The sequence below is a fragment of the Novosphingobium sp. genome (assembly GCF_031417815.1).
Classification (GTDB): Bacteria; Pseudomonadota; Alphaproteobacteria; order Sphingomonadales; family Sphingomonadaceae; genus Novosphingobium.
The window spans coordinates 1-22563 of the sequence record NZ_JANOWI010000010.1; the positions used below are offsets into that span (position 1 = coordinate 1).

26 protein-coding genes are annotated in these 22563 nt (G+C 63.5%); 11 read left to right on the forward strand and 15 right to left on the reverse strand.

Annotated elements, in window-relative coordinates:
• Window positions 1-362: CC_3452 family protein (locus RMN99_RS01990; RefSeq protein WP_309621616.1), on the forward strand; the 362-nt coding region annotated here is incomplete at its 5' end.
• A gap of 254 nt (window positions 363-616) precedes the next feature.
• On the opposite strand, the gene RMN99_RS01995 is transcribed toward RMN99_RS01990, so the two are convergent.
• The 3 genes from RMN99_RS01995 to galE all read right to left on the reverse strand — a co-directional run bounded on the left by RMN99_RS01995 (window position 617) and on the right by galE (window position 2532).
• The gene (locus RMN99_RS01995; RefSeq protein WP_309621617.1) at window positions 617-1231 is read right to left on the reverse strand and encodes an HAD family phosphatase; all 615 of its coding nucleotides are present in this window, start codon (window positions 1229-1231) and stop codon (window positions 617-619) included.
• A 98-nt stretch (window positions 1232-1329) separates the two neighbouring features.
• Complete coding sequence (ykgO, locus tag RMN99_RS02000; RefSeq protein ID WP_004210176.1) at window positions 1330-1455, reverse strand: type B 50S ribosomal protein L36; 126 nt, start codon at window positions 1453-1455, stop codon at window positions 1330-1332.
• 69 nt (window positions 1456-1524) lie between these two features.
• Entirely contained in the window at window positions 1525-2532 is a 1008-nt protein-coding gene (gene galE, locus RMN99_RS02005; protein WP_309621618.1) for a UDP-glucose 4-epimerase GalE, read from the reverse strand.
• A gap of 116 nt (window positions 2533-2648) precedes the next feature.
• On the opposite strand from galE, the gene RMN99_RS02010 reads away from it, so the two are divergent.
• Window positions 2649-3239 carry a DUF4136 domain-containing protein gene (locus RMN99_RS02010; protein ID WP_309621619.1) on the forward strand — a complete coding sequence of 197 codons (591 nt, stop codon included), beginning with the start codon at window positions 2649-2651 and terminating at the stop codon, window positions 3237-3239.
• Entirely contained in the window at window positions 3236-4363 is a 1128-nt protein-coding gene (locus RMN99_RS02015; protein WP_309621620.1) for a M14-type cytosolic carboxypeptidase, read from the forward strand. Before RMN99_RS02010 ends, RMN99_RS02015 begins: the two co-directional genes overlap by 4 nt.
• Before the next feature lie 18 nt (window positions 4364-4381).
• Here RMN99_RS02015 and RMN99_RS02020 read toward each other — a convergent pair whose 3' ends face one another.
• The 5 genes from RMN99_RS02020 to RMN99_RS02040 are packed head-to-tail and all read right to left on the reverse strand — an operon-like array spanning window position 4382 to window position 6725.
• Window positions 4382-4780, reverse strand: coding sequence for a type II toxin-antitoxin system VapC family toxin (locus tag RMN99_RS02020; protein ID WP_309621621.1), 399 nt, complete (start codon window positions 4778-4780; stop codon window positions 4382-4384).
• Window positions 4777-5052 (reverse strand): AbrB/MazE/SpoVT family DNA-binding domain-containing protein, encoded by a 276-nt coding sequence (locus RMN99_RS02025; RefSeq protein WP_309621622.1) that lies wholly within the window; start codon window positions 5050-5052, stop codon window positions 4777-4779. The genes RMN99_RS02020 and RMN99_RS02025 overlap by 4 nt, the downstream gene beginning before the upstream one ends.
• Before the next feature lie 48 nt (window positions 5053-5100).
• Window positions 5101-5529: a cytidine deaminase gene (locus RMN99_RS02030; protein WP_309621623.1), complete on the reverse strand. Its 429-nt coding sequence runs from the start codon at window positions 5527-5529 to the stop codon at window positions 5101-5103.
• Window positions 5526-6224, reverse strand: a complete 699-nt coding sequence (locus RMN99_RS02035; RefSeq protein WP_309621624.1) for a glycoside hydrolase family 25 protein — start codon at window positions 6222-6224, stop codon at window positions 5526-5528. Before RMN99_RS02035 ends, RMN99_RS02030 begins: the two co-directional genes overlap by 4 nt.
• Before the next feature lie 18 nt (window positions 6225-6242).
• Complete coding sequence (locus RMN99_RS02040) at window positions 6243-6725, reverse strand: UPF0262 family protein (protein ID WP_309621625.1); 483 nt, start codon at window positions 6723-6725, stop codon at window positions 6243-6245.
• Window positions 6726-6876: 151 nt separating this feature from the next.
• Here RMN99_RS02040 and RMN99_RS02045 point away from each other — a divergent pair, with 151 nt between their 5' ends.
• The 3 genes from RMN99_RS02045 (at window position 6877) to RMN99_RS02055 (ending at window position 9736) form a co-directional block, all read left to right on the forward strand.
• Entirely contained in the window at window positions 6877-8385 is a 1509-nt protein-coding gene (locus RMN99_RS02045; protein WP_309621626.1) for a replicative DNA helicase, read from the forward strand.
• Window positions 8386-8502: 117 nt separating this feature from the next.
• On the forward strand, window positions 8503-8847 hold the full coding sequence (gene rpoZ / locus RMN99_RS02050; protein WP_309621627.1) for a DNA-directed RNA polymerase subunit omega: 345 nt from the start codon (window positions 8503-8505) through the stop codon (window positions 8845-8847).
• Window positions 8848-8986: 139 nt separating this feature from the next.
• Window positions 8987-9736 (forward strand): hypothetical protein, encoded by a 750-nt coding sequence (locus RMN99_RS02055; RefSeq protein ID WP_309621628.1) that lies wholly within the window; start codon window positions 8987-8989, stop codon window positions 9734-9736.
• Between the two features lie 6 nt (window positions 9737-9742).
• On the opposite strand, the gene RMN99_RS02060 is transcribed toward RMN99_RS02055, so the two are convergent.
• Window positions 9743-10120, reverse strand: a complete 378-nt coding sequence (locus RMN99_RS02060; RefSeq protein WP_309621629.1) for a hypothetical protein — start codon at window positions 10118-10120, stop codon at window positions 9743-9745.
• Window positions 10121-10209: 89 nt separating this feature from the next.
• On the opposite strand from RMN99_RS02060, the gene RMN99_RS02065 reads away from it, so the two are divergent.
• The gene (locus tag RMN99_RS02065; RefSeq protein WP_309621630.1) at window positions 10210-11271 is read left to right on the forward strand and encodes a DUF3667 domain-containing protein; all 1062 of its coding nucleotides are present in this window, start codon (window positions 10210-10212) and stop codon (window positions 11269-11271) included.
• Window positions 11272-11301: 30 nt separating this feature from the next.
• Here the strand turns inward: RMN99_RS02065 and ftsH are convergent, their stop codons facing one another.
• Window positions 11302-13224, reverse strand: coding sequence for an ATP-dependent zinc metalloprotease FtsH (gene ftsH, locus RMN99_RS02070; protein WP_309621631.1), 1923 nt, complete (start codon window positions 13222-13224; stop codon window positions 11302-11304).
• 137 nt (window positions 13225-13361) lie between these two features.
• On the opposite strand from ftsH, the gene RMN99_RS02075 reads away from it, so the two are divergent.
• On the forward strand, window positions 13362-14495 hold the full coding sequence (locus tag RMN99_RS02075; RefSeq protein ID WP_309621632.1) for a hypothetical protein: 1134 nt from the start codon (window positions 13362-13364) through the stop codon (window positions 14493-14495).
• On the opposite strand, the gene RMN99_RS02080 is transcribed toward RMN99_RS02075, so the two are convergent.
• Window positions 14492-14890 (reverse strand): hypothetical protein, encoded by a 399-nt coding sequence (locus tag RMN99_RS02080; RefSeq protein WP_309621633.1) that lies wholly within the window; start codon window positions 14888-14890, stop codon window positions 14492-14494. The genes RMN99_RS02075 and RMN99_RS02080 overlap by 4 nt on opposite strands.
• A 372-nt stretch (window positions 14891-15262) precedes the next feature.
• Here RMN99_RS02080 and RMN99_RS02085 point away from each other — a divergent pair, with 372 nt between their 5' ends.
• Both RMN99_RS02085 and dut read left to right on the forward strand, forming a co-directional pair.
• Window positions 15263-16885 (forward strand): bifunctional phosphopantothenoylcysteine decarboxylase/phosphopantothenate synthase, encoded by a 1623-nt coding sequence (locus tag RMN99_RS02085; protein ID WP_309621634.1) that lies wholly within the window; start codon window positions 15263-15265, stop codon window positions 16883-16885.
• The gene (gene dut / locus RMN99_RS02090; RefSeq protein ID WP_309621635.1) at window positions 16854-17339 is read left to right on the forward strand and encodes a dUTP diphosphatase; all 486 of its coding nucleotides are present in this window, start codon (window positions 16854-16856) and stop codon (window positions 17337-17339) included. The genes RMN99_RS02085 and dut overlap by 32 nt, the downstream gene beginning before the upstream one ends.
• Before the next feature lie 229 nt (window positions 17340-17568).
• On the opposite strand, the gene RMN99_RS02095 is transcribed toward dut, so the two are convergent.
• The 4 genes from RMN99_RS02095 to secB all read right to left on the reverse strand — a co-directional run bounded on the left by RMN99_RS02095 (window position 17569) and on the right by secB (window position 21573).
• Window positions 17569-18255: a DUF4136 domain-containing protein gene (locus tag RMN99_RS02095; RefSeq protein WP_309621636.1), complete on the reverse strand. Its 687-nt coding sequence runs from the start codon at window positions 18253-18255 to the stop codon at window positions 17569-17571.
• 122 nt (window positions 18256-18377) lie between these two features.
• Window positions 18378-19397 (reverse strand): tryptophan--tRNA ligase, encoded by a 1020-nt coding sequence (gene trpS / locus RMN99_RS02100; RefSeq protein WP_309621637.1) that lies wholly within the window; start codon window positions 19395-19397, stop codon window positions 18378-18380.
• Between the two features lie 9 nt (window positions 19398-19406).
• The gene (gene murJ, locus RMN99_RS02105; RefSeq protein ID WP_309621638.1) at window positions 19407-21026 is read right to left on the reverse strand and encodes a murein biosynthesis integral membrane protein MurJ; all 1620 of its coding nucleotides are present in this window, start codon (window positions 21024-21026) and stop codon (window positions 19407-19409) included.
• Window positions 21027-21048: 22 nt separating this feature from the next.
• The gene (gene secB / locus RMN99_RS02110; RefSeq protein ID WP_309621639.1) at window positions 21049-21573 is read right to left on the reverse strand and encodes a protein-export chaperone SecB; all 525 of its coding nucleotides are present in this window, start codon (window positions 21571-21573) and stop codon (window positions 21049-21051) included.
• Window positions 21574-21889: 316 nt separating this feature from the next.
• Here secB and RMN99_RS02115 point away from each other — a divergent pair, with 316 nt between their 5' ends.
• Window positions 21890-22561 carry a Tim44/TimA family putative adaptor protein gene (locus RMN99_RS02115; RefSeq protein WP_309621640.1) on the forward strand — a complete coding sequence of 224 codons (672 nt, stop codon included), beginning with the start codon at window positions 21890-21892 and terminating at the stop codon, window positions 22559-22561.
• The last annotated feature ends 2 nt before the right edge of the window (window positions 22562-22563 follow it).

Below are 22563 nucleotides of genomic sequence, written 5' to 3' on the forward strand. Positions count from 1 at the left end.
GGATACGAATCATGACCGCACTCAACCACAGCCCGCTTGCCCGCAGCCTCTTCGCCGCCGGTCTCGCCCTTGTCGGCACGGTCGCCAGCTTCTCGGCTACCACCACCCCGGCGCAGGCGGCTGCCGCCGAACGCTATCAGATCCAGCTCAGCACCGCGCTCGAAGCGCCCAAGAGCAAGATCGTCAACGGCGTGGTGTGGAACTGCAACGGCAATGCCTGCACCGGCGCCGTCGATGGAGCCCGCCCGATCAACACCTGCGTCAAGGTGGCCAAGGCGTTTGGCCCGCTGACCAGCTTCACCGGCCCCAAGGGCGCGTTCAGCGCCGATGACCTGGCGCAGTGCAACGCCAAGGCCGCCTGACCCCAAGACCCCCGCGTCAGTTCGCTGACGCCCCTCACCTGGCCCTCGTTCGCAAGAACGGGGGCCTTGTTTTTTGGTTCACGCAGAGGCGCAGAGAAGAAGGAGAGACATGAAGGGGGTTGTGTTTGCGGCGTAGCCGCTTTCACTCTTGAAGGATGCGTCAACCGCAAGGGTCGATAAGAAGCCGCAGCCTGCGGCTCGGCGCGACACCTCCGCGCCTCAGTTCTTCCTCTGCGGCCTCTGCGTGAACCCTTTCAACCCAGCAGCCCGCGCTCGGTCAATTCGGCGCGCAACTTCGTCGCATCGCTGAAATGGTGCGCATGCCAGCCGCAGGCCCGTGCGCTTGCCACATTGGCCAGGCTGTCATCGACAAACAGCATCGCCTGGCCCGGCAGGCCGAACCGCCGCTCGGCCAGCGCGTAGATCGCCGGATCGGGTTTCGCCAGCTTCTCCACGCCCGAGACCACGATATCGCCGAACCGTTCGAACAGCGGAAAGGTCGGGGCAAATCCGGCCCAGGTATCCGCGCCGAAATTGGTGATCGCGAATAATGGCACTCCGGCGGCGTGCAGGTCTTCGACAATTGCGGTGCTGCCGGGGACCGGGCCGGGGATGGTCTCGTTGAAGGTCTCAAGCCAGGCGCGAATCAGATGCGCGTGTTCCGGGTACTGCGCGGTCCGTTCCGCGATCATCGTGCGTGCATCGCGCCCCGCGTCGTGCTCGCCGTGCCAGCTCAGCGGAATCACCTCGGACATGAACTGCGCCCGCGCGGCCGCATCGGGGATCAGCCGGCGGAACGGCAGGTCGCGTTCCCATTCAACCAGCACCTTGCCGACATCGAACACCACAGCCTCGATTCGCACCGTCATCGCCAAAATCCCTCAGGTCAAAAACGATTTCGGCCCGCGCTCCGAAGGGAGGCGGGCCGCTGGTCGTGCCGGGACGCGCTGGCCCCGCTACCGGGCGATCAGCCCTGGCGCGCCTTGAAGCGGCGGTTGGTCTTGTTGATCACATAAGTGCGCCCACGGCGGCGGATCACGCGGTTATCGCGGTGGCGTCCCTTGAGCGACTTGAGGCTGTTGCGAATCTTCATGGTTTCCTCAGGCGCTACACGCGCCGCTTGAATTTGAAGCCGGGCCGTTAAGGGTGACTCGCGGCGAAGTCAACTATTACCCCTGATCGCGCCGAGTTTTCGTTCCCACTGCAGCGCATGGGCGATGATCGTATCGAGATCGGCATGCTGCGGCACCCACGGCAGGGTCGCCTTGATCCGCGCGTTGTCCGAAATCAGCGAATCGGGATCACCGGCACGGCGCGGGCCGAGCACGCGGGTGATCTGCTGGTTGGTCACCCGGTCCACTGCATCGAGCACCTCGAGCACTGAATAGCCCCGGCCATAGCCGCAGTTCATGGTCAGCGAGGCGGCGGGATCGGCGATCAAGGCTTCCAGCGCCAGCACATGTGCCGCCGCCAGATCCGAAACGTGGATGTAATCGCGCACCCCGGTGCCATCGGCCGTGTCGAAATCGGTGCCGAACACGTCAACATGATCGCGCTTGCCCAGTGCAGCTTCGACCGCAACCTTGATCAGGTGCGTGGCGCCAGCGGTCGATTGCCCGGTGCGCGCACGCGGATCGGCCCCGGCGACGTTAAAATACCTGAGCGCGCAATAGCCCAGCGGATGCGCGCGCGAAACATCGCCCAGCATGATCTCGGTCATCAGCTTGGACATGCCATAGGGATTGATCGGCAGCTTGGGCGTATCCTCGTTCACCGGCGAGACTTCGGGAACGCCATAGGTTGCTGCGGTTGACGAAAAGATGAAATGCGGGACTCCGCCAGCCACCGCTGCGGCGATCAGCGCGCGGCTTTTGGCGGTGTTGTTGTGATGATATTTGAGCGGATCCTCAACCGATTCGGGGACGATGATCGAACCGGCGAAATGCATCACTGCGCGTGTGCCCTGTTCAGCAAAGATCCGCGCAAGCAGCGCAGCATCCTCGATATCGCCCTGATAGAACGGCACACCATCGGGCACCGCCCAGCGAAAGCCGGTGGTCAGGTTGTCGATCACCGCCACCGGCCAACCGGCATCGGCCAGGGCAAGCACGGCGTGGGCACCAATATAACCGGCACCGCCGGTTACGAGCACGGGAACTTTGTGGGTCATGATGTCAGAGGCTCTAGCAGTTTCAGGCCAGTAATTGGTTAATGGCCGCACATTGCTTGCCAGCACGGACCGGCAGGGGCAAGCTGCGCGCCAGGATATCCAAGGGACGCATAGCTATGAATTTCATCAAAATTGGCCTTGCCGCCGCGCTGGTCGCCAGCCTCGGGGCCTGCGTCACCCCGGTCGGGCCGGTGCAGGTAACGCGGTTTCACGGGGCTGACGTCACGATGCTGGGCAAGGGCACGATCTCGGTCGAACCGGCACCAGGGGTGGATGGCGCCAGCATCGAATGGCAGGCCTATCGCAGCGCAGTGCTGCGCCAGTTGGTGACGCTGGGCTATAGCGAAGCCGCGCCTGGTAGCGGAGCACAGATCGCGCAGCTGGCGCTCTCCCGCCGGACGATCGATCCGCAGACGCGCAGCCCGGTTAGCGTCGGGGTCGGCGGATCGACCGGAACCTATGGCGGCGGCGTAGGGGTGGGCGTCGGGCTCAACCTCTCGCCCAAACCGGGCCCTGAGGTGGCGACCGATCTGGCAGTCTCGATCCGCGACCGCGCGAGCGGCACCGTGTTGTGGGAAGGGCGCGCCAGCTTCACCGTCTCGGCCAAGTCGCCGCTCGCCAGCACCGCGCTGGGCGCACCCAAAATGACCGAAGCGCTGTTCCAGGGCTTCCCCGGCCAGTCGGGTGCGACTATCGAGGTCAAATGACCCAGATCCAGATCGACGCCGGCTTTGACGGCGGCAATATCGAAGTGCTTGCGATTGATGGCAGCACGGCCCGGCTCAAGCTCCGCAAGGATCACCTGTCGGACTTCTTCCAGTGGTTCCACTTCCGGGTGTCAGGCTGCCAGGGCCGCGCACTGGAGCTGAAGATCACCGGGCTGGGCGCCTCAGCCTATCCCGGCGGCTGGCCGAATTACCGCGCTGCGGTCAGCGAAGACCGTCTTTTCTGGGGCCGGGCTGACAGTTCGTACGACAAGGCCGAGGACGGCGGCACCCTGACCGTGCGCTATACCCCCGGCGCCAGCCAGGCCTGGTTCGCCTATTTCGCGCCCTATTCGATGGAGCGGCACCACGATCTGGTGGCCGGCGCGGCGCAGGCCGATGGCGTCTCGCACCGCGTGCTGGGTCATTCGCTCGATGGCCAGCCGATCGATTGCCTCGACCTCGGCGAGGGCGACAAGCAGGTCTGGCTCTATGCCCGCCAGCACCCGGGCGAAACCATGGCCGAATGGTGGATGGAAGGCGCGCTCGACCTCCTGACCGATCCGGCCGATCCGGTGGCGCGCAAGCTGCGGCAACTGTGCCGCTTCCACATTGTCCCCAACGCCAACCCCGATGGTTCGCGCCGCGGGCACCTGCGCACCAATGCCGCCGGGGTCAACCTCAACCGCGAATGGGCCAGCCCCAGCGCCGAAAAAAGCCCCGAAGTGCTGGCGATCAGGAATGCGATGGACGAAACCGGGGTCCACTTCGCGATCGACGTTCACGGTGACGAGGCGATCGCGGCGGTATTCCTCGCCGGATTTGAAGGCATCCCTTCACACAAAAGCGAACAGCAGGCGGGGTTCGATAGCTACAAGGCAATCCTGGCGCGCCGTACGCCCGATTTCCAGACCCGGCTCGGCTATCCGGCGGCGGGCGCGGGCAAGGCCAACCTGACGATGTCGACCAACCAGCTGGCCGAACGCTTCGGCGCGGTGGCGATGACGCTGGAAATGCCGTTCAAGGATAACGATGACCTGCCCTGCGCCGCGCAAGGCTGGAGCGCAGAACGCAGCGCGATACTGGGGCGGGATTGTCTGGGGGCGCTGCTGGAGTGGTTGGGGTAGGCTTGCGGCGGGTAGGCCTCAACGCAAAAGCATTGTTGCGGTCCCGGCCTGCTTAAGCAGTTTCACGGCTTTCTTGTCGAATGAGACGAAAGTCTCACCGCCCAGCCATTGTCCGTCGAACGCGATTGCCCCGTCGGCGAAGTCGCCGCCAGCCTCGAGGATCGCCAATCCTGCCTCAACCGCTGGGCGATTGACGACGACGTTGCGGGTCTCCATCAGGCTGCGGATCGCAGCGACGATATCAGCGCGGGTCATTTCATAACGCAAAGCGAGCACCCAGTTCATTTCGCAAAGGGTGTGTACGCTGATCGCGACAAGCTCTGCATCTTCAAGGACTTTGGCGGCTACGCGGCTCTGGGCATCGTCATCGGCCAGGATCAGCCGCAACAACACGTTTGTATCAGCCGCAATTTTCACGTGTCCTTCAGCCCGGACAGACCGGCTGCGGCACCGGCCTGAGAAATGGCGTCGTTGATCTCATCCATGGTCAGCTTGACCCCGCTTCCCTTGCCCTTGAGAAGACCGCGCAAGTCGTTCCACGATCCGGATGGCCTGTCAGCCTTGATTTCTGCGCGTCCGCCTGGAAGCAGATCGAGCTGGACCTTGCCGCCGGGCGGTATGCCCAGATGCTTGAGAACGGACTTCTTGAAGGTCACCTGACCTCGAGTGGTTACGGTCAATTTCGTCATTTCAATAACGTAATGCAGAAATGCATTACCTGCAATGCGAAATCCGGACTATGCAAGCGCCCCCGGCCCGAACGCCCTGGGCAGCAGTTCCGACAGCGCCAGTTCCAGCACCGCATCCTCGCCCACACACCACACCGTGGGATCGTTTTTCCCCAGCGCGGCCAGTTCGTGCAGCATCTGGCGGCAGCGGCCGCACGGTGTTACCGGATCGCCTACGCCAACCGCGCCGGCCTTGCCGCCGATCACTGCCACGGCTTCCAGCTTGCCGCGCCACTCTTCGCTGAGCGCTTTGCCGACCGCGACCGTCTCGGCGCACAGCGTCATGCCGTAGCTGGCGTTTTCAACGTTGGCCCCGGTGACCACCGAACCGTCGGCAAAACCCAGCGCCGCGCCGACGTGGAAATTGGAATAGGGCGCATAAGCTTTGCCCGCGGCTTCGCGCGCGGCGGCGATCAGGGTTTCCTTGCTCCAGCTCATCGGCCCACCACCACCCAGCGCAGCGGCGCCGCGCTGGCCTCGGTATCAACATAGGTATTGGCGGTCCACAAGGTCCACGGCCTCCCGGCATAGTCGGGTTCGAACCGCAGGCGGGTGAGCCACAGGTTGCGATCGAGCTTGCGCGCCATGTGATAGCGTTTTTCGAACTGGTTTGAAATCTTGAGGATGGTCGGTTTGCCGGTGTGTGTTTCGATCTGGTTGAGAAAGGTCATCAGCTCGCTCTCAACCGCGGCATCGCTGACTTTGACCGGGCAATTGTCGGCCACAAGATCCAGATCGATCGCAGGCGGCAGCATCGTTTTGTCGCGCGGCACTACGGTCATGAAATTGGCGGCCTGGCGTTCGGCCGGCTGGCACGGATCGTAAGTGTGCACCGCACCGACCTGCAGCTTGGCGGCGCGGGCTTCATCGAGGTTCCTGGCGAAGGCCGGATCGCGCGCGAAAGCGCTGGCCGAGGCATCGAGATAGGCAAAGCCCGCCCCGATCGCCTTGGCCGCCTTCCAGTCCACCGCGCCGTCCACCGATCCAACCTCGATCCCCTGGACCGGGAAAGACGCCACCGGCGGCCGCCAGTGGCGGATCGTCCACCAGCCCCAGCCGGCAGCCAGCAAGGCCAGCAGCAGACCGGCGCCGATGACGCGCAGCCGCCAGCGACTGGATGAACGTCTTGCCATTGCGAACCCTGTTTCCCCTCAACCCCTGATATGCAGCACGCAGATCAGGGTGAACAGCCTGCGTGCGGTGGCAAAGTCGGTTTCGACCTTGCCCTCCAGCCGTTCGAGCAGCATCTGTGCCGCTTCGTTGTGGACCCCGCGCCGGGCCATGTCGATCGTCTCGATCTCGGCCGCGGTGGCCCTGCGGATCGCCTGGTAATAACTGTCGCAGATCGCGAAATAATCGCGGATCGGGCGACGAAACCGGCCCAGCCCCAGCACCAGCTGCTCGAGCAGATGGCCGTCCTCGTCAGCCACTTCCAGCGTCAGCCGGCCATCATCAACCGCCAGCCCCAGCCGGTAAGGTCCCTGGTGGCCGGCCTCCCACGCCCGCAGCGGCTTGAACGTATTCTCCTCGATCAGGTCGAAGATCGCGATCCGCCGTTCCTGCTCGATATCGGCGCTGCGCCACAGGATCGTCGCTTCATCAAGCGCGATGTGGATGATCCGGGGGCTGGCCATGGGCGCGGCTTTTCGCAGATGCAGCAGGGGCGGGCAATAGCCTTCCTCCCCGCGTCACAAGGGATCATCCCCGCCTTCCACAGCCTGTGGACGAAAACTCCTGCAGGTTGCGCTTGAACCCGCACCCACTCACGCGCATTGAACGCAGCCTATGGCCGAACCGATCCCTTTTGCCCGCCCCGACGAGCCCGCCGCCCGTGCTCTGCCCAGCAATGTCGAGGCCGAAGCTGCGTTCCTGGGCGCGGCCCTGATCGATAACCGGGTGATCGAGGAACTGGTCAGCCCGCTCCATCCCGATCACTTTTTCGAACCGGTCCACGCCCGGATTTTCGAACGGATCCTGCAGCTGATCGATCGCAAGGCGGTGGTCACGCCGGTCACCTTGCGGCCCTATTTCGAAGCCGATGAAGCGCTGAAGGAACTGGGCGGGGTCGGCTATCTGGCGCGGCTGACGGCGGACGGCCAGGGCCTGCTCGCCCCGCGCGAACTGGCCCAGCAGATCTACGATCTGGCCTTGCTGCGCGAACTGGTTTCGGTTGGCCGCAACCTGGTCAATTCGGCGCTCGACACATCCGAAAGTGTCGAGCCGATGGAGCAGATCGCCGGGGCCGAAGCCGCGCTTTACAAGGTCGCCGAAGGTGCCTCGGTGGGCAGCGAGGCACAAAGCTTTCGCACCTCGAGCCTGGCGGCGATCCAGCAGATCGAGCGCGCGCTCAATTCGGGCGGTCACATTTCGGGCCGCACCACCGGGCTCGATGATCTCAATGCCAAGGTCGGCGGGCTGCACGATTCGGACCTGATCATCCTCGCCGGACGCCCGGCGATGGGGAAGACTTCGCTCGCCACCAACATCGCCTTCAACTGCGCCGATCGCTATTTGCGCGATATGAAGGACGGGATCGCGCCGGAAAAGTCGGTCGGCGCCCCGGTCGCCTTCTTCAGCCTTGAAATGAGCGCCGATCAGCTGGCGACGCGTATCCTGGCCGAACAGGCCGAGATCAGCAGCGAGCGGCTGCGCATGGGCAAGATCAGCCACGAGGATTTCCAGCGGATCTCGTTCGCCAGCCAGCGCCTTGCCGAATTGCCGCTCTATATCGATGATACCCCGGCGCTGTCGATCGCCGCGCTGCGGACCCGCGCCCGGCGGCTCAAGCGGCGGCACGATATCGGGCTGGTGGTGGTCGATTACCTGCAGCTGCTGCAAGGGACCGGCCGGGCCAGCGACAACCGGGTCAACGAAATTTCCGAAATCAGCCGCGGGCTCAAGACGCTCGCCAAGGAATTGTCGGTGCCGGTGATCGCGCTGTCGCAGCTCAGCCGCGCGGTCGAAAGCCGTGAGGACAAGCGCCCGCAGCTGTCGGATCTGCGCGAATCGGGCTCGATCGAGCAGGACGCCGACATGGTCTGGTTCATCTTCCGCGAAGAATATTACCACGATGCCGCCAAGCCCGATGTGCCGAGCGAGACCAGCAACGGCGATGCGATCGCCAAGTATGACAAGTGGATGGAGCGGCACCTCGAAGTGGTCAACAAGGCCACGGTGATCATTTCCAAGCAGCGCCACGGCTCAACCGGCAACGTCTATCTGCATTTCCAAAGCGAGTTCACCAAGTTCGGCAATCTCGCCCGCGAACAGTATCGCCAATACGACGAAGACTGATTCGCAAAAAGTATCGCAATAAATCAATGATTTGTGCGAATTTTTTTGACTTCTCAAAGCGATGACGGCTAAGCGCGGAGCAATTCCTCCGAATTCCTCATTTTGTGGAGTGCCCCGATGGCGCGCGTTACCGTTGAAGATTGCGTAGACAAGATCCCCAACCGCTTCGACCTGGTCCTGATAGCCGCGCAGCGCGCGCGTGAGATTTCGGGCGGGGCCGAACTGACGATCGAACGCGATCGTGACAAGAACCCGGTGGTCGCACTGCGCGAAATCGCCGAACAGACCGTGCACCCGGCCAATCTCAAGGAATCGGTGGTCGTCTCGCTGCAGCGCGTGCTGCCCGACGATGAAGATGAAATGGACGATATCGGTTCGCTCAGCCAGTCGGCCGAAGCGCTGCGGATCACCGCCGCCGCGCCGGTGCGCAACACCTCGATTGGTGGCGACTACGAAGGCTGATTGCCGCAAAGCCCGCGAAATCTGGCCCGCGCATCGCAAGGTGCGCGGGCTTTTTCGTGGCTTTTCAAACTTCGTTTGGGCTGGTTTGACAGGTTGCGGGGTTGGTGTTCATCCTCCCCCGATCTGAAGGGGGCCGGGCATGGATGAAACCGGATTTGTGGTGCGCCACCGCTGGGACAATGCGTTCTGGCTGGGCTTTGTTGCCACGTCGTGGCTGGCCGTGGCGATGGGCTTTTTGCCCCCGGCCATGGAACGGTATGCCGGCCAGGCCCCCTATGCCGCGCCGACCATCCTTGTCGCCCACGTGTTCGTCTATTTCGCCTGGCTGGCCCTGCTCACGTTGCAAGTGACACTGGTCAATCGGCGGCGGATCGCATGGCACCAAAACGTCGGCATTGCCGGTATGGGTCTGGCAATTCTGGTGGTCGCGACCGGGTTCGGCGCCGAAATCTACAGCCAGCGCTTTTGGGCGCAAACCGACCCCGAAAATGTTCGCTTCTTCACGTTTCCCCTGTTTGTGCTGGTCGTCTTTGCGATCTGTGTCCCGTTGGCTTTTCGCGCGCGGCGCCAGCCGGCAGTGCACAAGCGTTTGATCTACCTGGGCACCGCCGCGATCATGGGCGGCCCCTATCAGCGCTGGTGGGGCGGGGCGATCGACCGCCTAACCGGGACCGGCCCCTTCAACACCTGGGCGCACTATTATGCCGGAATCAATGTCTTTATCCTGATCGGCGCGGGGTTCGATCTGGCGACGCGGGGCACGGTGCACCGGGTGTTTCGCATCGCAATTCCGCTGCTCGTTGCCGGCCAGATCGCTGCCATCGTTATCTGGTACAGCGCCTGGTGGCCGCCATTGGTGCGCACCTGGCTGGGCATTGCCGCGCCCTGACCGGAATTACCTGCGGCAGGGATACGCCTTGATGAAATAATCGGCCATGGCCTGCTTCATGCTGACTTTGGGACGCACGGTTGCCGGGTACGTGCGCAGGTGCGCCAGCAGATCGTCAGAATTGATTTTGACCCCCGGCGGCGGGCAGCTCGAGGGGCGGCCTTCGGCGCGCTCCCTTTTCAGCCTCGCCTTATAGTGTTCACCGGCTGCCTTTCCTTCGCTTTTGAGCAAGCCGATATCGCTGGAAAACAGCGCGGCTGGTCCCTTTGCCTTGAGGGCATCGGCTTTGTTCAGAAACGTCGCAACGCTCATATCGCCAGGCGCGGCTATGGCCGCCATTGGCACGGCCAGCAGCATGGTCAGCACGGCTAGAAAGCGCTTCATCGATTCATCTCCCGTTCTTTGTCCTGTGGCTTGACCGCGCGCGCCTTGCAAGACCATGAACGGGCACTTGTAGCCAAAGGAGTGCGCGCGTGTCGGGACCCGGCGAAGTGATTGGCGGCGTGGCCGAAGGCGCGCTGCTTTCCCGTGCGGTGGAACCTGGGCACGGCGAGGGCGGTAATGGCGGCGACACGCTCGAGGCCGCCTGCCTCAACTGCGGCACCGCGCTGATCGGCAACCACTGCCATACCTGCGGTCAGGCGGCGCATGTGCACAAGACGCTGGGCGCGTTCTTTCACGATCTGCTCCACGGGGTGTTCCACTTCGAAGGCAAGATCTGGCGCACGCTGCCGCTGCTGGCGTGGAAACCGGGGCAGCTGACCCGCGAATATATCGATGGCCGCCGCGCGAGCTATGTCAGCCCGATCGCGCTGTTCCTGTTCGTGGTTTTTCTGACCTTCGCCCTGTTCAATCTGGCCAGCGGGCCGATCCACTTCAATCAGAACAGCGATCCTGCAGCCTTGGCCAAAGCGGAAGCCAAGGCGATCAAGCAGATTGCCGACTTGAAGTCCCAGCTCGCGGCGGCGCAAGCGGCGGGAGAACAGACTGCGGCTATCGAGGGCCAGCTGGTCGGCGCAGAGGCCGCGCTGAACGGTATTCGCACCAGCAAAAAGGGCGGGCCAATCCAGGTAAGCGGCGATTCGGATGCCGCATCGGGCCCCGAATGGGCGCGCGGGATCAATGATGCCTGGGACGACGCGGCGAAAAATCCCGACCTGGCGATCTATAAGGTCCAGTCGAGCGCGTACAAATATAGCTGGCTGCTCATCCCGCTGAGCGTGCCGTTCGTGTGGCTGCTGTTTCCGTTCAGCCGCAAGTTCCACCTTTACGACCACACGGTGTTCGTCACCTATTCGCTCAGCTTCATGCTGATCGTGCTGGCTGCAATAACCGCGATCAACGTCTGGACCTCATTTGGAGCCTTGATTGCGCTTTTGATGTTCTATGTGCCGTTCCACATGCACCGCCAGCTGCGGGGAACCTACGGCCTGAGCAGGGCCGGCGCCTTGTGGCGCACAGCCCTGCTCAGCGGTTTTGCAATAATCGCGCTGATGCTGTTCGCAATGGCCGTGCTGGGCCTGTCGATGGGCTGACGATCCGGGAGCGCCGCGCAGCCACGGCTTTTAAGCCGCCGCTCCTACTGCGCGCCGCCCGGCCTTCGGGATCGCCGAGCCTTTGACCTCGGCTATCGGCTGGCTGCTTCCGGGCTTGTCCTCGCGGTCGATCTTGCCGGTGGCGACCAGTTCCTTGATTTCGTCGCCGGTCAGCGTTTCGTGTTCAAGCAGCGTCTGCGCCAGCAGGTGCAGCTGCTTGATATTCTTCTTGAGGATGACGGTTGCGCGTTTGTGCGCGCCTTCGACCAGATCGCGGATCTCGGTGTCGATCAGCTTGTTGGTTTCGTCCGAACCCATGGTCCGGGCCGATCCGCCATAGCCAAGATAGCCTTCCTGGGTTTCTTCGTATTGCAGCGGGCCAAGCTTGGTCGACATGCCCCACTTGGTCACCATCGCACGGGCCAGGCGGGTGGCATACTGGATGTCCGAGCTGGCGCCCGAGCTGACCTTGTCGTGCCCGAAGATCAGCTCTTCGGCCACGCGGCCGCCCATCGCGGTGGCCAGATCGGCGTGCATCTTGTCGCGGTGGTACGAATAGCGATCACGCTCGGGCATGTGCATGACCATGCCCAGCGCGCCGCCGCGCGGGATGATCGTGGCCTTGTGGATCGGATCGTGTGCCGGTTCGTGGATGATCACCAGTGCATGGCCGGCCTCGTGATAGGCGGTCATTTTCTTCTCGTCGTCGTCCATCACCATGCTGCGCCGTTCGGCACCCATCATGACCTTGTCCTTGGCGTCCTCGAACTCACGCATGGCAACCAGCCGCTTGTTGCGCCGGGCCGCCAGCAGCGCGGCTTCGTTGACCAGGTTGGCCAGGTCCGCGCCTGAAAAGCCCGGGGTGCCGCGCGCAATCACGCGCGGTTCAACGTCGGGGGCCAGCGGCACTTTCTTCATGTGGACATTGAGGATCTTTTCGCGCCCTTCGATGTCGGGCAGCGGTACCACCACCTGACGGTCAAACCGGCCCGGGCGCAGCAAGGCGGGATCGAGCACGTCGGGGCGGTTGGTGGCGGCGATGATGATGATGCCTTCGTTGGCCTCAAACCCGTCCATCTCGACCAGCAGCTGGTTCAGCGTCTGCTCGCGCTCGTCGTTCGAATTGCCAAGGCCGTGGCCGCGATGCCGGCCGACCGCGTCGATTTCATCGATGAAAACGATGCACGGAGCGCTTTTCTTGGCCTGTTCGAACATATCGCGCACGCGGCTGGCGCCCACACCGACGAACATTTCAACGAAGTCCGAACCCGAAATGGTGAAGAACGGCACGCCCGCTTCACCCGCGATCGCGCGCGCCAGCAAGGTCTTGCCGGTGCCGGGCTGCCCGACCAGCAATGCGCCCTTGGGGATCTGTCCGCCCAGCTTCGAAAAGCGGGTTGGATCCTTCAGGAAGTCGACGATTTCCTCCAGTTCCTCGCGCGCTTCGTCGATCCCGGCGACGTCGGCAAAGGTCTTGCGGCCCTGCTTTTCGGTCAGCATCTTGGCCTTGCTTTTGCCAAAGCCCATCGCGCCGCTGCTGCCGCCCTTCTGCATCTGGCGAATGATGAAGATCGCCAGGCCCAGGATCAGGACGATCGGGAAGATCTGCAACAGGAAATAGACCAGGAAGCTGCTCTCATCGGGCTGCTTGCCGGTGGCCTGCACCCCGGCCTTTTGCAGCAGATCGGGCAGGGTGGTGTCGTTGGGCACCGGGGTGGTGGCAAACTGCTTGCCGTCCTTGGTGGTGCCGACGATCTTCTTTTCGCCAACCTCGACCTTTTCGACCTGGCCCGCCTGCACCTTGTTCTTGAAATCCGAGTAGGAAATCTGGGTGGCCGCGACTTCGCCGCGGGCGTTGAACATCGACACCACCAACGCGAGCGCGAGGAAGATCCCGCCCCACACCAGCAGGTTCTTCATCCAGGGATTACCCGTGGGCTGATCGTCGTTCATTTTGCGCAAATTCCTTTCAGCCCCTAATGTAAGGCGGCAGCGATGAAGCGCAAGTTAGCGCGAACCTGCATTTCGGTGAAGGAACGGTGCTTGCTTGCGTGCCGCCGTGCGGGCAAGAAGCGCGCCATGGGGGGCCGATGAGCGATATGGGCGAAGCAGGGTACCAGCGGTTTGCCGGCTGGACGCGGATACAGGCGCGCCTGTTCGCGGCGGCATTTGTCCTGTTGCTGATCGCCTCGGCGATCGTCCCGATCCGCGCCGGGCCGCAGGATACGCCGCGCATTGGCTTCATCGATGCGGTAAAGTACAAGGTCCAAGGCACGGTCGTTCGGCCGCGCGACAAAGATCTGGCGCTCTATGACCGCGTCATCGCGCGGATCGGCAAAGGCGAGAATTATTACGCTGTCGTGGCCCAGGAGCATCGCCGATCCGACTATCCGCTGCGCCCCGGGCTCGCTGTCAGGCTGCCCACGCTTGCTTACTTTGCCATGTGGCTTGGCGATCCCGGAAAGGGGGCTGACGTATTTGTGCCCGGTGAAATGGCACTGGCAGTCATCCTTGTTTTGGCAGCGATATGGGCCTGGTGGCGCCGCTTTGGAGAGGAACCGGGGGCCGAAAAAGAGCGCCGGATAGCCACGGCGTTGATTTTCTTCGGCATGAGCCTTGCCGTGAATCGCTACTTTTTTGTGCTTCATGAACTGTGGGCAGGGACACTGCTCGCGCTTGCTTTGGGGCTGCATCGACCGGGTCGAAAGTACCTCGCTGCGATTGTGGTGGCCGGGCTCGCTCTGGCGATCCGCGAGCATGTCCTGCCATTCATTCTGTTGATGGCGGCGATGGCTGGTTGGCGACGCGACTGGAAAGAAGCGGCGGCGTGGAGCGTGCCGGTCGTCCTGTTCGGGATCGGGCTTGCATGGCACCTTCATCTGGTTGCGCAGCAGGTGCGGCCAAGCGACGTGGTTGGTCCATCATGGCTCGCCATGCGCGGCCTATCAGGCTTCCTGTCCAATGTTGTGCTGTTCAGCAATCTGCGGTTCGTGCCACATTTCATCGCCGGACCGATTGTCATCGCGTGCCTGTTGGGCTGGGCAGGATGGAAGAGCGAGCTTGGGAGCACCCTCACGCTGCTCTATTCTGGCTATGCTTTTGCCTTTGCCTTCGTTGGCCGGCCTGACAATTTCTATTGGGGGGCGGTCATTGCTCCGCCCCTGTTTGCCGGGCTGGCGTTCGTGCCGATGGCGCTAAAGGGGCTGTGGCGGGCTGCGCGCTAGCTCGTCAGTTCTGCGATCTTGTGGTGCGGGATTACCCGCCAGCCCACCAGCAGCAGGATGACCTGCGCGGCTTCGGCCACCATCGGCTCGAAGAAACCGGGCTGGGTGCCTGAAACGACCGCAGAAATGGCGCGGCCGGTGAAGGCGACCGCAAACAGCGCGGTCGGCACCAGCAGCAGATCGCCGTTGCGGCGCCAGGCACCGCGCAGCATGCAAAAGCCGACAACCAGGAAGAAGGCGACGAAATCGGCGCGCAATACCGCCAGACCAAGCGGACCACCGGGCGAAACGCCGAATTGCTGGCCCATGTCGGCAGGATTGACGAGGAATGAGATACCGAGGAACAGATTGAACATGCCGGCCAGGAAAATCAGCGCCGTAACCACGATTCGCATTCTGGTAACCTTCCCGTTTAACCCCGATTTATCCATCATGGCGCAATGCGGACCATCGGCATAGCCTGTTGCACACGAAGGGATGGCGTTGCACAAGCGCACGAGGTCACAGACCCACAATCAACGCATTCGAGGTTTGAGTCAAAATGGCCCAGCACAAGGAGAGATGGCGAAGTAATATGTCGATATTGCAAGACATCGCGACGCCGGGATGGGCCATTATGGCCAAATCCCTGCGGGACGCCCAAATGGCTTCCATCTCGGACCGAAGCGCGCTTGCAGGGGCAACCAGCCCCTGCCGCGCGCACTTCGGTCCGATATGTTCGCCATTTGGACGCCTCGAAGGCGTTGATTGTGGGCCTGTGACCTAACATGACTGGCCCAAAGATCCTCCTGATCGTGGGCGGCGGTATCGCCGCGTACAAGGCGTGCGAACTGGTCCGTCTGATCCGCAAGGGCGGCGGCGAAGTCAGCTGTGTGCTGACCGAGGGCGGCTCAAAATTCATCACCGCGATGACGCTCGCCGCGCTGAGCGAGAACCCGGTGCACACCACCTTGTGGGATCTCACCAACGAGGTCGAGATGGGCCACATCCAGCTCAGCCGCGCGGCCGATCTGGTGGTGATCTGCCCGGCCACCGCCGATCTGCTGGCGCGGATGGCCCACGGCATTGCCGATGACATGGCCACCACGCTGATGCTGGCGACCGATAAGCCGGTGCTTGCGGTGCCGGCGATGAACGTCAAGATGTGGGAACATCAGGCCACGCAGGACAATGTCAAAAGCCTGATTGCGCGCGGGATCAACGTGCTCGATCCCGATGAAGGGCCGATGGCCTGCGGCGAATACGGCCCGGGCCGCCTGCCCGAACCCACCGCTGTGTGGAACGCCATCTGCGACCTGCTCGGCCTTGATGGCGCCCGGTTGCTGCCCGCGCCCGAGCTCGCTCTGGGCCACGACGATTTCGGTGCGGACGAGAGCGTCGATACCGGGCATGGCGGGCTGTCGGCCGGCCTGATCGTGCGTTCGGGCGAAGCACCCATCCTTGGCCTCGAGATCGAGCCGCTGGACGGCGAGTTCACCGAGATCGAGCCAGAGCCGCTGCCCGAGGTGCCGCCGCCCGAAGTGTTGCTGGCCAATCCGATCCTCTCCAAAAAAGGCAAGGCCAAGGCCGCTCCGCCGACCGATCCCGACGCGATCAACCATGTGGTCAAAGGCGATCCCAGCTTTGCGCCCGAAGTTTTCGAGAACGCCGTTCTGGAAAACCCGCTTGAAGGCCAGCCTGACTTTGCCGGGGATGACCCGCCGGTAATTGACCAGAACGGCCCGCTTAAGGGCAGGCATGTGCTGATCACGGCTGGGCCGACGCACGAACCGATCGATCCGGTGCGCTACATCGCCAACCGTTCTTCGGGCAAGCAAGGCTATGCAATCGCGGCTGCGGCGGCGCAAATGGGTGCGCGGGTGACGCTGGTTTCGGGTCCGGTACATCTGCAGACGCCGCCAGGCGTGGACCGGATCAATGTCGAAACCGCGGTCCAGATGGCCGATGCGGTGAAGAAGGCGCTGCCCGCCGATGTCGCGGTGATGGTCGCCGCGGTGGCCGATTGGCGCGCCACCGATGTTGAGGGCCAGAAGATGAAGAAGCGCGGCGCGGCCCCGCCGGCACTGCGGCTGACCGAAAATCCCGATGTGCTCGCGATGGTTTCGGTCAGCGACAAGCGGCCCAGGCTGGTAATCGGCTTTGCCGCCGAAACCGAAAAGGTGGTCGAGAACGCCAAGGACAAGCGCAAGCGCAAAGGTGCCGACTGGATCATCGCCAACGATGTGGCGGTGAAAAAGGGCAAAAGCGTGATGGGCGGCGATGCCAACGCCGTGCATATCGTCACCGCAAAGGGTGTCGAAGATCTTCCGGAAATGGCAAAGGACCAAGTGGCCCAAGCCATTGTCCAAAGGATCGCCGATGCCCTCGCTCCCAGCAAAACCCCAGCCTGACGTACCGGTTCCGGTCAAGCGTCTGCCGCATGGTGTGGGGCTGGACCTGCCGGCCTATGCGACCCCCGGTGCAGCCGGAATGGATGTGGTTTCCGCCGAGGACGTGACGCTTGCACCGGGTGCGCGCCACGCCGTTGCCACCGGACTGGCCATGGCAATCCCGCATGGGTTCGAGGTGCAGGTCCGCCCGCGTTCGGGGCTGGCGCTGAAGCACGGCATCACCGTTCCCAACACCCCCGGCACGATCGACAGCGATTATCGCGGCGAATTGAAGGTGATCCTCATCAACCACGGCACAGCGCCGTTCGAGATCCGCCGCGGCGACCGCGTGGCGCAACTGGTGCTGGCTCCGGTAACGCGCGCCGCGTGGCTGGCGGTCGACGAACTTGACGAGACCGCGCGCGGCGAAGGCGGCTTCGGCTCAACCGGCGGGGTTGTGGCACTCGGCAGCTGACGATCCTCTCCATTTTTGGCGAATGCCACAAAGGGGGAGGTGGATCGTCCGCAGGACGAGACGGAGGGGTAATGGCGCAAGGGCAGATACCCCTCCGTCATTCGCGGTGCGAATGCCACCTCCCCATTTGCACTGCGTGAAAATGGAGAGGATCATGCGCTGACTTGCTCAGAGCAAAAAAGGCGGGCCCGTTACCGGACCCGCCCTTTCGTTTGCCGTGGCCGTCAGTTCAGCGTTTCTTTTTTTCCGGCGCCACCGAAATCCGCACCGTTTCGCCCGAATTGCCGGGGAAGCCGGTGAACATCGCTTCGACCAGGTTGGGCACCAGGTACTGCAACCGGTTCGATGTGCTCGCCGCTTCGGCGCGGCCTTCGAATAGGCGTTTGCCATCGGCGCGGGAATCGATCTTCAGGCTGATCCCGCTGATGTAGACGGTGTAGCTTTCATAGCCGCTGTCGAAGAACGGATCGTACCAGCCATAACCCCAGGCTCCGCTCGGGCGATAGCCGCGGTAATAACCGGGGCGACCATAGTAGCTGCGCGGGCCATAGCCGTACCACGGGTTCCAGAACGGATCGCGCGATGCAGTGCGGACCACCTTCTCGCGGCCCTTGTCGACCCCGTAATCGAATCGCACGATCATATCGGCGCTGGCGGCATCGGTTGCCGGGTTATAGCCCAGCCCCTGGAGCTTGCCCGCGACCAGCCCGGCGTATTGCGAAAATTCAAGCCCGCCGGAGAGCGCCTGATCTTCGGCGACGACCGCGAAAGTCTGGCCCTGCGGGGCGGGCAGCGCCTGCGTAAAGCGCTGCACATTGGCGTTGAACGGCGCGGCACAAGCGGCCAGTGCCGCCAGCATCAGCGTTGCCACCGCTGCCTTGATAAACCCGAACGGCGCGTTGGAATTACGTGACATGTGACCCTGTCTCCAAAATGACCGGCCGCGGCGACTCATCGCACGGATCGCGGAAACTGTAGAATTATCCGCCTTTTGCGCCAAGCCGGCTTAATCGTGCTTGAATGGGACAGATCGTCTGATCAGCCGCGCACCAGCCCGAGCGCCGCGTAAGCCGCTTCCAGCGTCGGCACCGCCAGCGTGCGCGCCCTGGCTGCGCCTTCGCGCAGGATCGTATCGAGCGCGGTCACATCCTGGCGCAGCAGGTTGAAGCGGTCGTTGATCGGGGCCAGCTTTTCGATCAGCAGTTCGCCCAGCGCGGGCTTGAACGCGCCGAACCCCTGCCCGCCGAACCGGCGCAGCACTTGCGCCTCGGTGGTGCCCGCCAGCACGGCATAGATGCCCACCAGATTGGCCGCTTCGGCCCGGCCTTCGAGGCCCTTGGCCTCGCTCGGCAAGGGCTCGGGATCGGTTTTGGCCTTCTTGATCTTGGTCATGATCGTATCGGCATCGTCGGTCAGATTGATCCGGCTCATGTCCGAAGGATCGGACTTGCTCATTTTCGCAGCGCCATCGCGAAGGCTCATGATCCGGGCGGCCTGCGGCGGAATGATAGGATCGGGCAGGGTGAAGACCGGCGCCGCCTCGCTGGCAAAGTCGTTGTTGAATTTCTGCGCGATATCGCGCGCGAGTTCCAGATGCTGCTTCTGGTCATCGCCCACCGGCACATGGGTGGCCTGGTACAGCAGCACATCGGCGGCTTGCAGCACCGGATAGGTGAACAGCGCGACGCTGGCCCCTTCGCGGTTCTTGCCGGCCTTGTCCTTCCACTGCGTCATGCGGTTCAGCCAGCCCATCCGTGCGCTGCCGCTGAGCAGCCACTGCAGTTCGGTATGCTGGGGCACCTGCGCCTGGTTGAACAGGATCGAGCGCGCCGGATCGAGCCCGCAGGCGACCAGCGTTGCCACCATCTCGCGGGTGTTGGCCGCAAGCGCGGCCGGATCGTGGGCGACGCTGATGGCGTGAAGATCGGCGAGGAAATAGAGGCTTTGCCCGCCCGAAGCCTCGGCCTGGTCCTGGAACGCCACGTAATTGCGGATCGCGCCCAGATAATTGCCCAGGTGCGGCTTGCCAGTGGGTTGAATGCCGGAAACGACGCGCATGTCTGTGCCTTACTCTACTTCGAGGATTTCGTCGTCGGCCTCGGTCCGGGCCGGACGGCGGCGGCGCAGCTGGGCCAGCACCGAACGGTCGATCGCACCGACCGCAAAGGCGACCGCGAAGAACACCGCAATCCCGGCGAACACGATCAGCGCCAACGACCAGCTGCGCTGGATCCAGCTGCCCGAATAGTAAGCGGCCAGTTGCGGGGTTAGCCACCACAGCACAGCGGCCATCGCCATGGTGGCGAGCAACTGGCGCGCGATCTTTCCTGCCAACTGCGCAGTGAACCGGAACCACCCGCGCTTGTGCAGGATCGCATAGAGCAGCAGGCAGTTCAGGCTGGCCGAACAGGCGGTGGCTGCGGCCAGGCCAACGATCCCGTATTGCCGCACCACGAACACATTGAGCGTCACGTTGAACACCAGCGAGATCAGCGCGGTCCACACCGGGGTGCGGGTATCCTCGCGCGCGAAGAACCCGGGGTTGAGGATCTTGACGATCACGTAAGCCGGCAGCCCGGCCACCAGCGCCACCACGATCTGCGCCATCACCGCGCCGTCTTCGGGCTTGAACTTGCCGCCCACAAAAAAGGCTGTGCAGAAAGCGCCGGCGCAAACCGCCAGCGCGGCCGCGGCGGGCAGGGTCAGCAAAGTGGCGATCTCGAACGCGTTGGATTGCAACCGCTGCGCCTCTTTCGCCTCACCAGTGTGGATGTGGCGCGACAGCATCGGCAGGATCGCGGTGCCCAGCGCAATCCCGACGATCCCCAGCGGCATCTGGTTGAGCCGGTCGGCCATCTTGAGCAGGGTCAGCGAACCTTGCGGCAGTGAGGTGGCAAAGAACGTGTCGACCAACTGGCTGATCTGGTAGATCCCCGCGCCGAACGTGGCTGGCAGGATCAGCAGTCCCAGCCGTTTCACCTCGGGCGTGAAGCGCGGCATCTGGACCTTGAGCCGCACCCCGGCGCGGCGTGTTTCCCAGGCCAGATAGAGCAGCTGCGCCACCCCGGCGAGCGATACGCCCGCCGCCAGGGCATAGCCGACCACATGATCGTCACCACTGGCGCCGCGCAGATGACGTCCCACCAGGATCGCGCCGATCAGCACCAGATTGAGCAGCACCGGTGCAACCGCACCCGGTCCAAAGCGCGACCGCGCGTTGAGCAGGCCCGATAGCATCGCCACCACGCTGATCAGGAACAGGTAGGGGAAGGTAATCCGGCTGAGCAGGACCGCCAGTTCGAACTTGCCCGGAACCTTGGCGTATTCGTGCGCCAGCAGCCACACGATCCCGCCCATGAACACCATGCACAGCGCTGAAAAGCCCAGCAGCACCCACAAAAACACCGACAGGACATCGCCCGCAAAGCGTTCGGCGCGCGCCTCGCTGCCCGGTTCGCCATCGTGGCCGTGCAGCGCGCGGCTGTACATCGGCACAAAAGCGACACTGAAGGCGCCTTCGGCAAACAAGCGGCGGAAGGTGTTGGGCAGGGTAAAGGCCAGCTGGAAGGCGTCGCCGACCAGCCCTGCACCCAGCGCACGGGCCAGCAGCATATCACGGGCAAACCCGAACACCCGGCTGATCGCGGTGAGCCCGCCGATCGTCCCGACGTTCTTGATCAGGCTCATCGGCGGGTTCCGGTTCGCTGGCTCAGGCTTCGCCAGCGGGTGCTATTTCGGCCAGATCATCGCCCTGCTGGGCGGCCAGCTGCGCCACATAGATGCCGTTGAAATCGATCGGTTCGAGCAGCAGCGGCTGGAACCCGGCATCGCGCACGGCATTGGCAATGACGCTGCGGGCAAACGGGAACAGCAGGCGCGGCGCTTCGGCATAGGTGAAAGCGTGCTTCTGCGCGTCTTCCAGGTTGCGCATCCCGACCAGGCCGCAATAGGCCAGATCGACGATGAACTGGGTGCCCTGCGGGCTTTTCGAATTGATCGAGATCTTGAGCTCGATCTCGCTCACCTCGTCGCTCATTTCGCGCGCGCCGATGTTGAACTGCACGTCGATCTGCGGCGCATCGCCCCACTGGAACGATTCCGGCGCGTTCGGGTTCTCGACCGACAGGTCCTTGATGTACTGGTTGATGATCCCCACGGCTGGGCCGGTATCGGCACCATTGGGCTGGGGGCCTTCAAGGCCAAGGTCGGTGATGATGTTGCCGTCGTCGGACATGACTGGTGATTGCCTTCGTTTGGTGCGCGTGAAACGGAATGGCGGCGCGCCTAGCATCGCGCGCGAAAGGGGGCAATCGGAAAGGGATTCCATTGCCCGCTTGCGCGGGGGCAACACCGGCCCGCTGCCCCTGCCGGACCACCCGTTACATGGTACCCTTTGGGTGGTCGGGCAGGGGGAGCGGGCCGGTGTTGCGATACAGGTAACCCGCTTCAACGCAGAAAAACCCCCGTCCACGCGTTGTTCATTTGTCAAGGCTACCTATTTAGCGTTAGAAACGTGCGAAAGCCGCGCATTGCGGCAAGGACTGGTATTCGTGGACAAGACCGTAGAAATCGTGATCCTCGCCATGGTTGCGGCCTTTTTGGGGCTGCGCCTGATCTCTGTGCTGGGCCGCCGGGCCGAGCATGAGGACCAGCCGCTCCAGCCCCGGCTTGAGCCCAAGGGCGATGCCGCGCCGCGTGTCGCGGTGCCCGATCTGGCCGATCGCGGCGGTAATGGCGGCACGGCCCGTCCGGTGCTGCCCGGGATCACCCCGGCGATCGAACGCGGCCTCAAGGAAGTCGCGCTGACCGACAAGCGGTTCGATGCCTTCCTGTTCATCGAAGGGGCCAAGGGCGCCTACCGCATGGTGCTCGAAGCATTCTGGAGCGGGGACCGGGAAACGCTGGCCAAGTTGTGTGATCCGGCCGTGCTCGAAACCTTTGAAGCGGCCATCGCCGCGCGTGAGGCGGCGGGTGAAACGCTGGCGAACCGGCTGGTGCGGATCAACGATGCGGAAATCGTCGCGGCCGGCGTCGAAGCTGGCGTGGCGCGCATCACGGTGCGGTTCACCGGCGATATCGCTGCAGTAACCCGCAATGCTGCCGGCGAAGTGATCGCCGGATCGTTGACCGATGCGATCGAAGCGCGCGACCAGTGGACCTTCGCCCGCGCGCCTGCGTCGGCAACGCCTGACTGGCTGCTCGACGAAACCGACGAGGTCTGAGC

Coding starts and splice junctions, on each gene's coding strand:
- RMN99_RS02060 (WP_309621629.1), bottom strand. CDS start 10,120: ATGAAGCGCTTTCTAGCCGTGCTGACCATGCTGCTGGCCGTGCCAATG.
- RMN99_RS02035 (WP_309621624.1), bottom strand. CDS start 6,224: ATGGCAAGACGTTCATCCAGTCGCTGGCGGCTGCGCGTCATCGGCGCC.
- RMN99_RS02015 (WP_309621620.1), top strand. CDS start 3,236: ATGACCCAGATCCAGATCGACGCCGGCTTTGACGGCGGCAATATCGAA.
- RMN99_RS02030 (WP_309621623.1), bottom strand. CDS start 5,529: ATGAGCTGGAGCAAGGAAACCCTGATCGCCGCCGCGCGCGAAGCCGCG.
- RMN99_RS02095 (WP_309621636.1), bottom strand. CDS start 18,255: ATGTCACGTAATTCCAACGCGCCGTTCGGGTTTATCAAGGCAGCGGTG.
- RMN99_RS02075 (WP_309621632.1), top strand. CDS start 13,362: ATGAGCGATATGGGCGAAGCAGGGTACCAGCGGTTTGCCGGCTGGACG.
- RMN99_RS02045 (WP_309621626.1), top strand. CDS start 6,877: ATGGCCGAACCGATCCCTTTTGCCCGCCCCGACGAGCCCGCCGCCCGT.
- murJ (WP_309621638.1), bottom strand. CDS start 21,026: ATGAGCCTGATCAAGAACGTCGGGACGATCGGCGGGCTCACCGCGATC.
- RMN99_RS02010 (WP_309621619.1), top strand. CDS start 2,649: ATGAATTTCATCAAAATTGGCCTTGCCGCCGCGCTGGTCGCCAGCCTC.
- ftsH (WP_309621631.1), bottom strand. CDS start 13,224: ATGAACGACGATCAGCCCACGGGTAATCCCTGGATGAAGAACCTGCTG.
- galE (WP_309621618.1), bottom strand. CDS start 2,532: ATGACCCACAAAGTTCCCGTGCTCGTAACCGGCGGTGCCGGTTATATT.
- RMN99_RS02055 (WP_309621628.1), top strand. CDS start 8,987: ATGGATGAAACCGGATTTGTGGTGCGCCACCGCTGGGACAATGCGTTC.
- RMN99_RS02025 (WP_309621622.1), bottom strand. CDS start 5,052: ATGACGAAATTGACCGTAACCACTCGAGGTCAGGTGACCTTCAAGAAG.
- ykgO (WP_004210176.1), bottom strand. CDS start 1,455: ATGAAGATTCGCAACAGCCTCAAGTCGCTCAAGGGACGCCACCGCGAT.
- RMN99_RS02085 (WP_309621634.1), top strand. CDS start 15,263: ATGACTGGCCCAAAGATCCTCCTGATCGTGGGCGGCGGTATCGCCGCG.
- RMN99_RS02080 (WP_309621633.1), bottom strand. CDS start 14,890: ATGCGAATCGTGGTTACGGCGCTGATTTTCCTGGCCGGCATGTTCAAT.
- trpS (WP_309621637.1), bottom strand. CDS start 19,397: ATGCGCGTCGTTTCCGGCATTCAACCCACTGGCAAGCCGCACCTGGGC.
- rpoZ (WP_309621627.1), top strand. CDS start 8,503: ATGGCGCGCGTTACCGTTGAAGATTGCGTAGACAAGATCCCCAACCGC.
- dut (WP_309621635.1), top strand. CDS start 16,854: ATGCCCTCGCTCCCAGCAAAACCCCAGCCTGACGTACCGGTTCCGGTC.
- RMN99_RS01995 (WP_309621617.1), bottom strand. CDS start 1,231: ATGACGGTGCGAATCGAGGCTGTGGTGTTCGATGTCGGCAAGGTGCTG.
- RMN99_RS02040 (WP_309621625.1), bottom strand. CDS start 6,725: ATGGCCAGCCCCCGGATCATCCACATCGCGCTTGATGAAGCGACGATC.
- secB (WP_309621639.1), bottom strand. CDS start 21,573: ATGTCCGACGACGGCAACATCATCACCGACCTTGGCCTTGAAGGCCCC.